Genomic DNA, 14,198 nt, shown 5'->3' with positions numbered 1-14,198 from the left:
TGGTACCAAGAACACCACGACTGGTGGCGCCCCGCGAAGGAAGCCACCGAAACCGCCTACGCCGCGAAGGGCCAGTGACCATGACCACGACGAACACGATCCATCCGACCGCCGTTATCGAGGGCGACGTCGAGCTAGGTGAGGGCAATTCGGTCGGCGCCTACAGCGTCCTGATCGGACCGCTGAGCATTGGGGACGGGAATCAGATCGGACCTCACGTTGTGATCGGAACGCCAGGCGAAGACACGCGGGATCCTCACCATGACGCCTCGCGAAATCCGATCACTATCGGTAATCGCAATATCATCCGTGAATTCTCGGTCATCCAGAAGCCCTGCTACGGACCCCTGACCTCGATCGCGGATGACGTGTTTCTCATGCACGGCGTGCATATTCCGCACGACGCGCATCTGCACGACGGCGTGGTCATCACGCCCCTGTGCGTCATCGGCGGCATCGTCACCATCCTGGAGAACGCGACGGTGGGAATGGGGGCGCAGGTCCACCAGTACAGTGTGATCGGCCCGTACTCCATGACTGCCACTGGCTCAACCGTCATGAAGAATATTCGACCCTTTTCACGGTATATTCCTTACCGCGATATTTCCGTGAACTACTACGCCATCGAAAAGTACGGTTTCCAGGACGTCGCGGATGAGATAGAAGAATATGTTCTAAACGGGTCAGCACCCAAGGACGCGCGACTAAAACGTCTGGTCGACCAATATGAGACCCTGCACGCGGAGTCTGGAAGAAAGCAGTACTAGGAACGCGCTTCTGAAGTCGTTGGAGGATTGGCCTTCTCGAGAATGTCCCGGGCGTTCTTGGTCCCACGAAGGAGCGAGAGCGGGCGTGCGGTCATGGGTGAAGGCGCTGAGCTTTCCGCGCACGCCTGGCATCGATGACCGGACCAGACCTCGACGAGGTCCATCCAGGCGACGTGCTTCACGGCGAGTTAACCGGCCACCCGCGGATTCTCGGCCAGCCAGGTCTTCGCGTTGGCGTGCGTGTGGGGGCATGGTCGCCCATCAACAGCAAGGTCCGGCGCGGAGTAGAGAGAGCGTGCTTGCGGCCCCGACGTCATGGATGGCCGTTGAAGACGGGGTTGATGCACTTATAGGTGACATCTGATCTGTGGTGCCGAGAGGCGCTGCTGGAAGGATGCGCACTGTGCAGCCCTATTGCAAGGAGTTCCGCGACGACGTTGTTCGGGTCGCGAGGGACTGCGAGCCTGGCGTCCACTTGAAGCAGATCGCCGCGGGCTTCGACAACAGCGAATCGTGCCTGACGGGGTGGCCGAAGGCCGCCGATGTCCAGGACGGCACCAAAAACTCCAAGGCGCATAACCCGGCGTCCGCGAAACGGGGTCAAGGCCACCGCGCTTCGAAGCGCGCCTACACTCGCTGTGCGGCGCGACGCTCGACTCTGGTCGCCCGGCTTGCGGAGATGGCATTCGTGGCAAGGAGGCACTTGCGTAGCGTCCGCAGCGCGAACAAGGTGACGCGCTGCGGAGGGCTCCCCGATACCACCAGTCTTCTCTGACCCAAACCGGCGACGACGCGCAACAAGAACCTCAAGCTCGGTGGAAAGTCGGCCGCATGTTCGCGTTCGGCATCCACAAGTTCGTAAGAGATGGCATCGGTGTGGAGAGCGCTGGCGCTCAGAGAATGTTGGCGATACCAAGCCACGGGTGCGTCCACGAAGACCAGTGCGTCGCGAGCCATGATTCTCAAGTAGAGATCGCGATCCTCGGCCCGTACACCCTCCAAATACATCTTCCCCTCGTAGGCCTCCAACAAGTTGCGATGGAACATGAGCACCGGACCTGGGACGGACCAGTTCAGGATGAGTTCACGTCGCATCGTTCGTGCATGACGCAATGCCTCCATATTTGCTCGATGCAGCACGACGAATGCTGATTCCTGGAGACGATGACCCTCTTCGTCGATGAGCCAGGCATCACCGATGACGGCTCCTTGAGGACTGTGGGAGGAGTTCAAGGCCTCCAGTCTCTGGGATATGCCCCCACGGATAAGAAGATCGTCGCTGGCGAGGGGCACCAGATACTCGCCCCGAGACATGGCCACGAGCTCGTTCATGGTGGCCCCGACGCCACGGTTGACCTCGTGTCGGACTATTTCGACCCGGGCGAAGCGAGACCCGTGCTGGGCTACCCACGCTGTGGCCCTCTGGTAGCAGTCATCACTCGAGGCGTCGTCCACGATGAGAAGCTCCAGGAATGGCCAGTCCTCGTCCCGCACCGAGTCAAGGCACTCGTCGATGAACCGGGCGTGGTTGTACGAGGGCACCAGCACGCTGACCAGTGGCAGGTGCCGGTAGGACGAATCGTTCACAGAAGTTTCCCAATCTGTGTGGCTGCTGTCTGGACCTGAGACTCGTCCGGCGCCGCTCTGCGGTTCCGGATCTGCGCCCACGCCACGAGCCCCAGAGTGACGGTCAACAGTGCGGCAAACATGGGCGCCAACCATGGCGCGCCCTCGCCCCAGCGGAAGGCGCTCAGGAGCAGGGCGACGGTCGACAGTGAGGACAGCGCGAAGAGCGCGCCGCTGAGACGTGACGGACGGAAACCCACTAGGCGATGAGCCATGCCGACACAGACCACGAGGTAGACGCCGTAGGCACACAGCGTCGCCACTCCCACCCCGGCCAGGCCCCACTCTCGGGAGAAGGGAACGAGCAGAGCCAGGAACACGACGTTCCATGACACCTCGGCCATGAAGAAGAGAAGGCGTCTGTCGGTGGCCAGCAAGACGAACCCGATGGCCCAGGCAGGAAGCTTGAAGACGTCGGCCGCCAGCTGCCATCGAAGTAGGTCGCTGGCCTCGACGAAGTCTGGTGCGTACAGAATTCTCAGAATTGCGGGTGCCAGCGTGATGCCCCACGCGATCAACGGCGCCGCGAGCGCGACGGTAAGAATGATCTGGTCGTCCAGCGCCTTGCTGACCCGGTCACGATCACCTCCAAGGGCGGAAACACGCGGGAAGTACTCCGCGGCCAAGGCCGTGAGCAGGAAGGACAGGTACATGCCGCTGATGGCCCAGCTGGCCTGGTAGTAGCCCACCCCTTCTAGGCCGAGATCGTTCTGAATGACAAGCCTGGCGACCAGTTGAGCCGCCACCCCGATGACCAGAGACGTCGTGACGATCGCGCCGAGCTGCGTCATCTGCTTGACATGGGGCCAGGCCCTGGGTCGATCCGCGTCCTCGTAGGACGGGAGGCGAGCATAGTCTTGCCGGACGAAGAAGTAGGCAAGCAGCGCGGTAGCCACGGGGACGCCCAACAATGCCACGGCAAGTCCGGTGTACCCGAAGAAATACAGGCCGAGCACCGAAGCGGCGGTGCCAACTATCGCGCCAAGACTGTTGCAGGCCGCCATCACCGCCAACCGTCCCCGGCCGTTCAGGAAGGCCAGCTGACCGGCAGTGAAGATCGCAGAGGCCACGGTTCCTGCCATGGCCAAGCGCAGCTGCCACGGAGGATCACTGATCCCAGTGAGGGACTCACTCCTCGTCGACAGCCCCACGACCACAAAGGCGAACGCGGCGAGAGCAGCCGACAGGATCAGCAGAGAACGAGCTCGTTGCTTGAGCTCTTCTTGTCGCTCCCGCGCCGAGGCGATCGCGGGCACACCGCTGGTGCCGAGCCCCAGGCCGAAGAGCGTCGTGGCCAAGGCACTGACAGCCGTCATCAGACCCAGGGTTCCGACCCCGGTTGCTCCCAGGAGGTCGGCCACCACCTTCTGTCGGACTACCGCGGAGACTGCCACGATGACCGAGCTGATGCCTAGGAGCAGGACCGGACGCACCGCCGGCCTCATCTGGGAGGCTCTGCCTCCATCCGAGACGTCAGCTCCCGGATGGCTGCAACAACGTCGTCAGCGTCCTCAAGCGACAGGTGTGGCCCCATGGGCAGGCTCAGCACCCGGTCCTGCATGTGCTCCGCGATCGGGAACTCCCCGGGTGAAAAGTCGTCCGCGTAGGCGCCCTGCATGTGCGGGGACGTCGGGTAGTGAATGAGGGTCTGGATTCCCCGAGCGTCGAGCTCGCCTCGCAGTTCTTCCCGGCGCTCCGTACGGATCACGAACAGGTGCCACGCGGAATGGACGCCGTCCGTGACGGAAGGCAGGGTGAGCCCTGTTCCTTCGAGTCCCTCCAAGTAACGCTGCGCGATCTGGCCGCGGCGAGTGTTCCACTCACTCAGTTTCGAGAGCTTGACCCGAAGCACCGCCGCCTGCATCTCATCCAGTCGGCTGTTGACGCCTCGCAGCTCGTGTACGTACTTGGCGCTGGAGCCGTAGTTGCGTAGAGAACGCAACTTCTCCGCCACCTCAGCGTCGTCCGTGGTGATCGCGCCACCATCCCCCAGGGCACCCAGGTTCTTGCCCGGGTAGAAGCTCCACGTCGCAGTGTTCCCCCAGGACCCGACCGGCGCCCCGTCCAAGCTCGCGCCGTGCGCCTGTGCGGCGTCCTCGACAACCACCAGGCCGTGCCGCTGAGCGAGGGCGTTGATCTCGGGAAGGTCCGCCGGCAGTCCGTAGAGGTGCACCGGGCAAATTGCGCGGGTGCGACTCGTGATGGCCGCCTCGATCCTTGCGGGATCGATGTTCATGGTCACCGGGTCCGGTTCAACGGGCACCGGCACCGCGCCAACGTAGGTGACGGCCAGCCACGTTGCGATGAAGGTGTTGCTCGGGACTATCACCTCGTCGCCGGGTCCGACTCCGTGAGCTCGCAATGCCAGGCAGATGGCGTCCAGGCCGTTGCCCACGCCAACGCAGTGCTTCGCGCCGACGAACTGCGCGAACTCCGCTTCAAACTGCTCGACCTGCTTGCCCAAGACGTACCAGCCACTGGAGAGCACCTCGTCGATGGCGGCTGCCATCTGCTCCCTTACTTCACCGTTGATCTTCGCGAGGTCGAGAAAAGCGACCATGTCATGATCCCCTGACGTCAGAGAGGAACTCGCTGTAGTCACGGTAGTAGTCATCCTCGTCGTACTTCTCCGAGGCTAGGACGAGCAGCACGGAGCCTGATGAGAAGTTCTCCAGTTCTCGCCAGTGCATGCGTGGCACGTACAGACCGTAGTAGGAGCGATTCAGGAAGTGACGTTCCTGATGCCCGTCACCGTTGTCCAGCACGACGTCGAAACTCCCCGACACGGCGATGATGACCTGCTCGAGCTCCCTGTGCGCGTGCCCACCTCGAGTCTCACCACCGGGAACGTCGTAGAGATAGTAAACGCGCGCGATATCAAACGGAACATGGTTGCCACCCTCAAGGAACGTGAGGTTGCCTCTGGGGTCCTGGATCCGCGGCAGTTGGACGATCCTGGGGATCGACGGGTCTTCAATCATGGCCCGATGATCGCAGATGGCGGCTCGAATCCCACGACTCCCGTCACATTGATCAACTTCTTGTTACCGGTGGGCTGGCTTCATGGGCTCCAACTTCGCCACCACCTAGTCGAGCACACCAAAGCCAGCGTCACGGCGCTGGACAAGCTCACCTACGCCTGCACCAAAGAGTCCCTCGACGGTCTCCGCAAGGACGTGAGTCCAGAGCCAGCAAGCCCCTACACATTGGGCCAACGCCGCTAGGCACGCACGGTCTACTCGACCATCAGACGAGGGTCAGGACTTTCTTCCCCGAGTGAGGGAGGTCGCTCCGACGTGGCCGCCACAGCTGCGAGCGCCAGAAGCGTCCACAACTTCAGATCAAAGAACAGCGAAACGATGAGTCCGCCGACCAACAGCACCGAGATCCAGCCAACCATGAGCGATCGCGCCACTGGCATGGCTCTACGGAAAAACATTCTCAACGCCATCAATGCGAAGACCGCTTGCGCCACGAGAAGGAGCCAACCACCGTCCACTAGCGCTTGCAGCCATATGTTGTTCACGACGACTTGATTCGAAGCGCCAATGCCCGGTAGAGGCACTCCGTAGCTCGGCGCGTAGAGGTAGTAGTTCCCGGCCCCGACACCCCACGGGTGCAGTTCGAATACACTCCGTGCTGCCTTGAGGCTGTCCAATCGCGGCGAGTTCGATGACTGCTCGTTTGGATCGAAGATGGACGCCAACCGATCCACGAATTCGCCCACAAATTCGGGCGCAGCCACGGCCACGGACGCAACGACCAACGCAACCGTCATGATCGGGACGATTGCCCTCACGATCGTCTCGCGGCTCGGCTTCCGCGAAGCTGCCACCAACCAACTGCGGCTTGGCTTCCGGAAGACCATCAACGCCAACCAGACTGGAACGACCAACCAAGTTGCGCGCGAGTTGGCCAAGAACAGCACGACGAGCAAGTAGGCAAACAGCGCAACAGGGATCTTGGCTCCGCGTAGACGCGCGCGAGCGATCACCGCCGTCAGGGTCATCACCATGAAGTAGCCGAAGTAACCAGACTCATAGTTGAAGGCCGAGATCCGGCCGAAACCGCCACCGGTGTTCTGCTCAGGAATTCCCTGAGGCCAGTCGTTGTAGAAAGCGGCGAGCTGGTACAGCCCGAAGGTGGCCGCCAGAACCCCCCCGCGAATCCAAGCAGTGAGCGCCTCGTCGACGGCGTCATTCCTTCGCACAGCCAGATACGTGGCAATCGCCGGCATGAGCGCTCCGAGGACGATGGTCGACGTCTGTAACATCACGGCACGCTGATCAAGTGCCCAGACGACGGGCAACAGGGTGGCGAAGGCGAGGCTCCACGAGACGATGAACCACGACGGAAGGCGACCAGGTAGCTCTCTGGTCTTGAGCATCGCGTCAGCTGTCAGCAGAACAAGCGCAGCAGCAAACGCAAGGATCGGCAGCTTCACGTTGAAGGTCCCGAACGCCGAGAAGTTCGCGAATCGATCCCACGAGATCGTGAAGAGCCCAAGAAGCACTGCCATGAGAGACAGATGCGCCCATCGGTCCGCACCTCGGCCCGCGCGAACAAGGTCCGGAATGGGTATGGCGCGCATGAGCGACGATCCTAAGGCACTGTCGACACTCGTCGAGAACAAGGCTCTAGCGCCCCATCGAAGTACCCAACAGAGCAGGATGGGTCGGGAGTGATGGCGCCGGTCTCGACTTCCTAGGTTCTGCTCATTGCCGTCGCCCCATCGACGGTCGGGGCGCTTCCGAGAGTCACGGTCCCCGACGCACGGCGCCCATCCAACCAAGATCGCCGGACAGGGTCCGGAGAGCATTGCGAAACCCTGTCGGCTAGTTGGGAGCCGCCTAACTAGACGCCTTCCCTCGAGCCGTGGCTTCAGAGTTTAGATGCCCGCTTCGCTTGAGCGCCGCTACTGCTGAGTCATCTGTAGACATGAACAATCCCACCCTTACTCCGGCGAGGATTGCCTTCGCAGCTCCGATGTCGCCGTGCGAGAGCGCCGAGGCCATTCGGCCGGCGATTCGATAGACCGCGCCTGGAATCGCTGCAGGCCCCACCAAGATCGCCAGTCGAACCAAACCGAGAGCGGAGTAGAGTTGAATTCGAACTCCCGCGCGGCCGTGGCTAGAAGACACGGCGTGAACGACCGCTGACGTATGCACGACTATCAGCGGCACTCCAGAGCGCTTGAGCCGAAGTCCGAACTCAACGTCCTCCCAGTACATGAAGAATTTCTCTGAGAGCAGCCCGTGCTGCCGAAACACATCGGGGTGAATCAGGACGCAGGCCCAAGTGAGGTAGTCGGGTGGCGACCCGACGGGAAGATCGTCTGAGGTGCGCAACGAGCGCATGTACAAGCGCCCTCCCGTGGAACCAGCGGAACCATCGGGAAGAACGATGCGCGGCGCTACAACGGCTGGCTTGCTCGTGGCATTGAGAGCATTCAGCAACTCCTTCAAGGACGCGCGATTAGCCATATGTGCGTCATTGTTGATGGCGAGGATCGGCGTCGAGGGATGGAGTTCAAGCGCGCGTCTGAGTCCGACGTTCATCCCCGAGGAGAAGCCCAGGTTGTCAGCTTGCTCCAAGATCTCCAGACGATCGGGTCCCCAGTGCGCCAGTGCCGCTCGGAGCGATCCGTCGGACTCGTTGTCGACCACGACGAGGAACGAAACGATTGGGTCAGCCAACAATCTCTGGACCGCGTCCTGCGTACCGCTCGTGTCCCGCCAATTCAGCATGACGCCAGTGACGACATCCCGTGAGGTGTCCATGTCAGGCGCCGATCCCGTGGGTTGCGGCCACTCGTTGCACATGCCTGTCAAGGGTTTCCGCGACCGAGGACCACTCGTACTTGGTCGGCATGATGGGGATTGTCGGTCGACTCTCGAGCAGTGCGCGGAGCGCATCGGCCCATTCGTCGGTGGAGTCGGCCAAGCCAGTAGAGCCACCAGGGAAGTCGGCCCCGATCTCACGAGCCGAACGACACTCGTCCAGATGCACCACCGGGCACCCCGCGCTCAGGGCTTCCAGAACCGGCAGACCAAAGCCCTCCACAATCGACGGGAAAAGCAGCCCTCGCGCGCGTCGGTACAGACCAGCGAGCTCCTCGTCGGTCACGTGTGCGCGTACCGACACCCGTGAGCTAATGCCGTACGTGGCGGCTAGTTCGGTGAAGCCGGAGACGTCGCTGTTCACCACAACCAGACGGGCGTTCGCGACCTTGGCCACCGCTTCAAACGCCCGCGCAGCATTCTTGTGCACACGAAGATTGCCGACATAGAGGAAGAAGTCAGGCTCATTGGGCTCCAGGCGCTCGGCACGGTGACTGAACGTCTCGCTACAGCCGTTCCCCGAGACGAGGACCTCGACGTCGTCTGTGCGCAGCCACTCCTGCAGAGCGTCTCGGGAGGTCTCCGAGACCGTCATGACAAACCCCGTACGTTTAATGATCCTGCGGAGAACCTGCGCGTAATACAGGCTGTTGAGCCGAGCACGAGGGCTGCTCGACGCCAAGTGAATCAAGTCGTGGACCGTCAGAAGTTGTGCGCAGCGCGCCAATCCGCCGTTGTAGCCAGGCGAGTAGATGAGTCCGCTCGGGGGGACTCTCAGGCGTTCCAGGCGAACAGCGTCGCCCGGTGAAGACGGAGAGCCGGACCAACCCAAGGCCTGGTACGGCAACTGCGTGCGTCGGCGCATCTCACTGGCGTACCGCGCGATGCCATGAGCACCACGCCAACGATCGTCAAAAAACAGGTCCACCCCCATCGTGCTCACGCCCCGGCCCACTCGCGCAGTCGTGCGCGGAAGGCATGGTGCGAGAACTGATCGGCCTTCGCGACCGCCGACCACATGTCGATGTCGAGCGCCTGCGCGGCTGCACGGGACATCTCCGAAGGAGACTCGGGGTTCGCCGTACACCCGCCCGACAGAAGCTGGACGCTCTCGGCCGCTCCGCCGATGCTGTTCACGAGGACGGGCGTGCCTGCCGCCATCGCCTCCACAGGCATGATGCCGAAGTCCTCAACCGGCATGAAGACGAAGAGCGAAGCACGGTCATACAGCGTCCGCAGCGTCGAGTCATCGACTCGGCCCACGAACGTCACGGGGACCCCAGCACGTTCAGCGATGCTGCGGACCCGATCCTGATCCGGCCCTTCTCCCGCGAGGACGACCGGGAGGTCGAGAGCCACTCCCACGTCGATCGCGCACTCCATCCTCTTGTAGGGAACGAACCGGGAGGCCCCCAGGACGAACTCCTTCGGCAGATCGTCAAGCACCTGTCGGTCAGCGTCGTTGACCGCCGCCCCGCTCAGGAACTTCTTGATCCCCTCAACGTCGACCGGAGGATAGATGACGGTTGACGGTTGCCCCCAGGCATCCTCAATGCGCTTAGCGACAAAATGACTGTTCGCGGCGTACTCAACGCCAGAATGCGCCCTTCTCCTATCAAATCGCTGCAATGGCCGGCGCCCGAGGCGACCGGCAGCGCTCTGCCCACGCTGGTCCAGATCGGGCGCCCAGATGTACCTGGCAGGGCTGTGGACGTAGCAATGCGCAGGTAATCCCTGGCGGGCCGCTCGCGATGCCAGATGATGTGCAAACGCGTGTGAGCTGACGACGACCCGGTCGATACCGTCGAGGTCCACGTGGTTCCATGCCTGACTCATAAAGGGCAGGGCCGCGGCCTTGCGGCCGCGAAGGCTGCTACGCGCGAGCCAAGTCTCCGAGACTCTCGGGAAGCGGACGGGGTCGTCGTTCCATAGACAGACAGCCGCGGCATCCGGGTAGGCATCTCTGATCTGCTCAAAGACGTTCTCAGATCCGCCGGTCTGCGCCAACCACTCGTGCGCGAGCAGAGTCACCATGGACGGATGCCTCGAAGCAAGTTGACGGAAATCACCCGCCCCACGATAGGCGACTGCCGGCGGCTGGACGACGCCAGGCTGTACCCGCAGGGCATGGCCGTTGGTGCAGCTTCGCTTATTCGATACTGGACGGAACTCTCAGCCGGACCGGCACCGGGTGCCAGCGGTGAGAAGCCTGATACTTGGGACGCGGCCGGCCTGCTACCGTATGGTTCGAATACGTGACGACCGACCGCACTCGCAACCAAAAAATTCGAACCCAACGCGCCCTTCCGGAGATGCCAGCTCTCGACGGAATCCGGGCGATATCTGTCGCTATGGTGTTCGCGGTGCACGCGTTTCCAGACGCGGGTTTCCCAGGCGGGCTCGGTGTGGACATCTTCTTCGTGATCTCCGGATTCCTGATCACAAAGATCCTGTTGAAGGAGATCGACCGCCACGGGCGTATTCGATTGTCGAGGTTCTACGCCCGCCGCGCCCTTCGCCTGTACCCGGCGCTGATCGTGACGGTGCTTCTCTTCGCGGCGCTCTTCCCGTGGACCAATGCGAGTCCGGTCGAGGCAGCCGGGGGGTCGATCATTGCGCTTGCGTATCTCGGCAATATCGTGACGACCTTGACGGACTTGGGCCTCGGTTATCTCTCCCACACGTGGTCGCTCGCAATGGAGGAACAGTTTTACCTTCTTTGGCCCGTCGCTCTGCTACTCATGGTGCGAGCAAAGATGTCGCGCTTCCGCATAGCCATGATCACCGGAGCATTCGCAGTGGCGAGCCTCACCGGATGGTTGCTCACCGGGGACGATCTGCCCTACAACCCCCTTACGAAGGCTGGTGGGCTGCTCGCGGGATGTGTCCTGGCACTTGTGTTGGATCGGAAGCCCTGGGAGTCAAAGCTATGGGCCTGGGCCGGCGTTGCAGTGTTTGCCCTTGCTTTCGCAGGAGACACGGTCGGGGCACTCCAGTTTGACATCACTCCCATCGCAATTGTCGCGGTTCTGCCAGTAATCGCCCACTTGGCGTCCGGTAGTGGCGTGATGGTCAATGCCCTGTCGCTCAGGCCGTTGACGTATGCAGGGCTGATCAGCTACGAGATCTACCTGATGCACTACCCGGTGCTCTGGATCTTGCACGGCAACACCTCATGGCCAAACTGGACCAGCGCCGGAGTGGCGTTGCTCATCACGCTGGCGCTGTCCGCGGCGAGCCACCGATTCGTCGCCGATCCGGTCATGACGTGGCGTGACCGTCGCTTCCAGGAAAAGGCATCGTCGCCGCCCGTCGCTATCCCCGAAGGAGAGACGACCAGACTTGGCTAGTACCGAGGACTTGAAGTTGTTGGACGGTTGGCCTTCTTGAGGATCTCTTCGGCGGTCCAGACGAAGGGGTGGGAGCGATCGTTCCAGCCGTCGATGCAGGCGCGAATCTTGGTGTTGAGGTCCTTGACGGACTTGAACACGCCGCGGCGGACGGCCTGACGCTCGATAATGCCGAACCAGACCTCGAGCACGTTCATCCAGGAGGCGTGGGTCGGGACGAGGTGCACGACGAAGCGTGGGTTGTCCTCGAGCCAGGCCCGGACGTTGGTGTGCTCCGCTCACCCAGAACGGTTCGGCAACCGTCGACCCCAAGCGCCGGCGCTACCCGCCGCGGCCTAGAAAACAGCCGTGACTACGCGTCCGGGCCTGAAGCTCAGTACGCTCCGTCGGAGGCCACGACGGCCCTCACTGTGCGCCACAGGATCATCAGGTCCGACGTGATGGACCAGTTCTCCACGTAGTGCACGTCGAGTCGAATCGCCTCGTCGTACGACAGGTCCGAGCGTCCGGACACCTGCCACAACCCCGTCATGCCAGGACGTACGGTGAGTCGGCGCGTCGCGACGTGGTCGTACTGCTCGACCTCGAAGTCCCGCTGCGGGCGTGGACCGACCAGGCTCATGTCACCCTTGAGCACGTTGAAGAGCTGCGGCACCTCGTCGATCGAGAACCGCCGAATGAAGGCGCCCACCCGGGTCACCCGAGGGTCACGCGTGAGCTTCGGGAGCTCGGCCAGGGACTTGCCCTCGGCGGCCAGGAGAGACTCAAGCTCAGCGTCGGCACCGACGCGCATGGAGCGGAACTTCATCATGCCGAAGGCTTGTCCCCCTTGACCCACCCGCTCCTGACGGTAGAACACCGGTCCGACGCTGGTGAGCTTGACCGCCAGCGCCGTTGCGATCAGCAGCGGACCGAGGACGACGATGAGCAGGCATGCCCCGATGCGGTCGAACAAGGTTTTCCCGAGTCGTCCCGCGCCGCTGTACTGCGGTTCGCTCAGGTGCAGCAGGGGCATCCCCGACACGTCGTCGAGCGTGAGCCGTGAGGAGGCGACGTCTAGCACGTTCGGCGAGAGCAGCAGGTCGATCCCGGTGCCCTCCAACCGCCACGTCAGGTCCTGCAGGGACTCGTGGCCGAGGTGCTCGGTGTCGGTCACCACGACAGCGCGGGCCCCCGAGACAGAGAGCGCATCCGCGAACTCCACGAGGGACGACATCACGGGCACCTCGCTCGGGCCTGTGTCGAGCCGGTCGGCCTCGGGCATTGCGCCATCCGGGATCCACACTCCCGACACCCGGTAACCGGCGTCCACGTGGGTGCTGAACCAACGCGCCACCTGACCGGCTGAACGCTCTCCCCCAATGACGAGAACCTTCGTCATGGCTCGGCCCCGGGACCGTGCACGACTCAACCAGACCCGGGCGACCTTTCGCTCGAGCAGGAGCAGCAGCAAACCCAGGGCAAAAGCGATGACTAGGTACAGGCGCGACGCATTGATCTCGAGGGCCACCCCCAACACGGCCAGGACGGCGAACGCGCGACACGACGACGCAACGACGCGGCGGTACTCCTCAGCACCATGACCGACGACCCGGAGCTTGCGCGTCTGGTGGATCTGCAGGGACGTCCACCAGACCCCGACGAGAATGGCACCCAGTGCCAGGTAGGAGATATGCGGTCCGTCCACCCGTGGCTCCGGAGAGACACCGAACCGGACGACCTGGGCAGCCCCCAGAGCCACCATCAGCACCAGGAAATCGCCGACGAAGAGAATCCGCGCATACCTCGTACGCCAGTCCTGGCCGAGCTGCTGTGTTCGCCTCAGGCCAGGGATCTCGGTCGCACTATCGTTCAACACGAAGTGCCGGCGGGCGGCGATGCCCGACGCTTCAGGCGCCTGACTCAACTGCGTCATACATTCCCCCATTAAAGACCGGACTGTCGGAACTCCCACGAGCTGCATCGACTAGCCCAGCAAAATCTCATGCTAATGAAACCTCGTGGATTCGTGACACGATTGCAATCTTTTGTCGTGTATCCCTCAACACACTGCGCGAGCGACTTCGCGGGGGTTACCGAGGCATGCGGGCTGGATCATGGCCGGGACCTGCCAGAGAAGGCGCTGCGCAGCCCCAGCCCGATCACCGCGCCCGCGACGCCGCCGAGCGTGTTGGACACGATGTCGCTGAACACGGCCGTCCTGGCGGGCAGCAGCGCCCCCTGGATGAGTTCGATGGCCAGCAAGCCCATGAATGCGTAGACCACACAGTTAGCGCGCCCCCAACTCGTCGATGGCCCTGTTCGCCACCAGGGGAGTCGGCTGGAAGACCACATACGCCACCCATACGACGTACCCGACGAAGAGGACGAAGAAGAGGGGCCGCAGGAAACAGGATGGCCTCCAAGCGTGAGCGGCCTCGTGGAGAGAGTCCCTCTCCCCCCTAGACTCCGGTCTCATGGATCGTCTTCTTGTGACCGGTGGCGCCGGGTTCATCGGCTCCAACTTCGTGCACTACCTGATGGAGCACACCGATGCCCGGGTGACGGTGCTGGACAAGCTCACCTACGCCTCCACCAAGGAGTCCCTCGGCGGGCTCCCGAAGGACCGCGTCGCG

General features: G+C 62.7%; 14 protein-coding genes. 3 read left to right on the top strand and 11 right to left on the bottom strand.

Features of this window, described 5'->3' with window-relative positions:
- The coding region (locus C5H89_RS05855; RefSeq protein ID WP_205304888.1) for a hypothetical protein at positions 1 to 767 on the top strand (767 nt) is incomplete at its 5' end.
- A 627-nt stretch (positions 768 to 1,394) separates the two neighbouring features.
- Here C5H89_RS05855 and C5H89_RS05850 read toward each other — a convergent pair.
- The 8 genes from C5H89_RS05850 to C5H89_RS05820 form a co-directional block, all read right to left on the bottom strand.
- Complete coding sequence (locus C5H89_RS05850) at positions 1,395 to 2,354, bottom strand: glycosyltransferase (protein ID WP_162799234.1); 960 nt, start codon at positions 2,352 to 2,354, stop codon at positions 1,395 to 1,397.
- A complete protein-coding gene (locus C5H89_RS05845) occupies positions 2,351 to 3,826 on the bottom strand; it encodes an oligosaccharide flippase family protein (protein ID WP_162799233.1) in 1,476 nt (491 codons plus the stop codon). The genes C5H89_RS05850 and C5H89_RS05845 overlap by 4 nt, the downstream gene beginning before the upstream one ends.
- Positions 3,827 to 3,834: 8 nt before the next feature.
- Positions 3,835 to 4,953, bottom strand: a complete 1,119-nt coding sequence (locus C5H89_RS05840) for a DegT/DnrJ/EryC1/StrS family aminotransferase (protein WP_104106122.1) — start codon at positions 4,951 to 4,953, stop codon at positions 3,835 to 3,837.
- Between the two features lies 1 nt (position 4,954).
- On the bottom strand, positions 4,955 to 5,374 hold the full coding sequence (locus C5H89_RS05835) for an FdtA/QdtA family cupin domain-containing protein (RefSeq protein WP_104106121.1): 420 nt from the start codon (positions 5,372 to 5,374) through the stop codon (positions 4,955 to 4,957).
- A gap of 254 nt (positions 5,375 to 5,628) precedes the next feature.
- Positions 5,629 to 6,984, bottom strand: coding sequence for an O-antigen ligase family protein (locus C5H89_RS05830; protein WP_162799232.1), 1,356 nt, complete (start codon positions 6,982 to 6,984; stop codon positions 5,629 to 5,631).
- A gap of 259 nt (positions 6,985 to 7,243) precedes the next feature.
- On the bottom strand, positions 7,244 to 8,173 hold the full coding sequence (locus C5H89_RS18865) for a glycosyltransferase family 2 protein (RefSeq protein WP_162799231.1): 930 nt from the start codon (positions 8,171 to 8,173) through the stop codon (positions 7,244 to 7,246).
- 1 nt (position 8,174) lies between these two features.
- Entirely contained in the window at positions 8,175 to 9,167 is a 993-nt protein-coding gene (locus tag C5H89_RS05825; RefSeq protein ID WP_240181732.1) for a glycosyltransferase family 1 protein, read from the bottom strand.
- A gap of 5 nt (positions 9,168 to 9,172) precedes the next feature.
- The gene (locus tag C5H89_RS05820; RefSeq protein WP_104106118.1) at positions 9,173 to 10,267 is read right to left on the bottom strand and encodes a glycosyltransferase; all 1,095 of its coding nucleotides are present in this window, start codon (positions 10,265 to 10,267) and stop codon (positions 9,173 to 9,175) included.
- 221 nt (positions 10,268 to 10,488) lie between these two features.
- Between C5H89_RS05820 and C5H89_RS05815 the strand changes: the two genes are divergently transcribed.
- Positions 10,489 to 11,583, top strand: a complete 1,095-nt coding sequence (locus C5H89_RS05815) for an acyltransferase (protein WP_162799229.1) — start codon at positions 10,489 to 10,491, stop codon at positions 11,581 to 11,583.
- Here C5H89_RS05815 and C5H89_RS05810 read toward each other — a convergent pair.
- From C5H89_RS05810 to C5H89_RS18860, 3 genes are all read right to left on the bottom strand, one after another.
- Positions 11,580 to 11,810, bottom strand: coding sequence for a hypothetical protein (locus C5H89_RS05810; protein WP_205304887.1), 231 nt, complete (start codon positions 11,808 to 11,810; stop codon positions 11,580 to 11,582). The two genes, C5H89_RS05815 and C5H89_RS05810, sit on opposite strands and share 4 nt — an antisense overlap.
- Positions 11,811 to 11,956: 146 nt before the next feature.
- Complete coding sequence (locus tag C5H89_RS05805; protein WP_205304886.1) at positions 11,957 to 13,498, bottom strand: sugar transferase; 1,542 nt, start codon at positions 13,496 to 13,498, stop codon at positions 11,957 to 11,959.
- Positions 13,499 to 13,677: 179 nt separating this feature from the next.
- Complete coding sequence (locus C5H89_RS18860) at positions 13,678 to 13,848, bottom strand: hypothetical protein (protein ID WP_205304885.1); 171 nt, start codon at positions 13,846 to 13,848, stop codon at positions 13,678 to 13,680.
- A gap of 191 nt (positions 13,849 to 14,039) precedes the next feature.
- Between C5H89_RS18860 and C5H89_RS05800 the strand changes: the two genes are divergently transcribed.
- A partial coding sequence (locus C5H89_RS05800) for an NAD-dependent epimerase/dehydratase family protein (protein WP_114149410.1) occupies positions 14,040 to 14,198 on the top strand: 159 nt, incomplete at its 3' end.

This window comes from Nocardioides sp. 616, from assembly GCF_002930065.1.
In the GTDB taxonomy this organism is placed as follows: Bacteria; Actinomycetota; Actinomycetes; order Propionibacteriales; family Nocardioidaceae; genus Nocardioides; species Nocardioides houyundeii.
The sequence above is the reverse complement of the archived record's forward strand: the minus strand, read 5'-3'. Positions and strand labels throughout refer to the sequence as shown.

Bases quoted from the DNA above. Each gene is read 5' to 3' on its own strand.
- C5H89_RS18865 (WP_162799231.1), bottom strand. From the start codon at position 8,173: ATGGACACCTCACGGGATGTCGTCACTGGCGTCATGCTGAATTGGCGG.
- C5H89_RS05830 (WP_162799232.1), bottom strand. From the start codon at position 6,984: ATGCGCGCCATACCCATTCCGGACCTTGTTCGCGCGGGCCGAGGTGCG.
- C5H89_RS05820 (WP_104106118.1), bottom strand. From the start codon at position 10,267: ATGGTGACTCTGCTCGCGCACGAGTGGTTGGCGCAGACCGGCGGATCT.
- C5H89_RS05840 (WP_104106122.1), bottom strand. From the start codon at position 4,953: ATGGTCGCTTTTCTCGACCTCGCGAAGATCAACGGTGAAGTAAGGGAG.
- C5H89_RS05805 (WP_205304886.1), bottom strand. From the start codon at position 13,498: ATGACGCAGTTGAGTCAGGCGCCTGAAGCGTCGGGCATCGCCGCCCGC.
- C5H89_RS05835 (WP_104106121.1), bottom strand. From the start codon at position 5,374: ATGATTGAAGACCCGTCGATCCCCAGGATCGTCCAACTGCCGCGGATC.
- C5H89_RS05825 (WP_240181732.1), bottom strand. From the start codon at position 9,167: ATGGGGGTGGACCTGTTTTTTGACGATCGTTGGCGTGGTGCTCATGGC.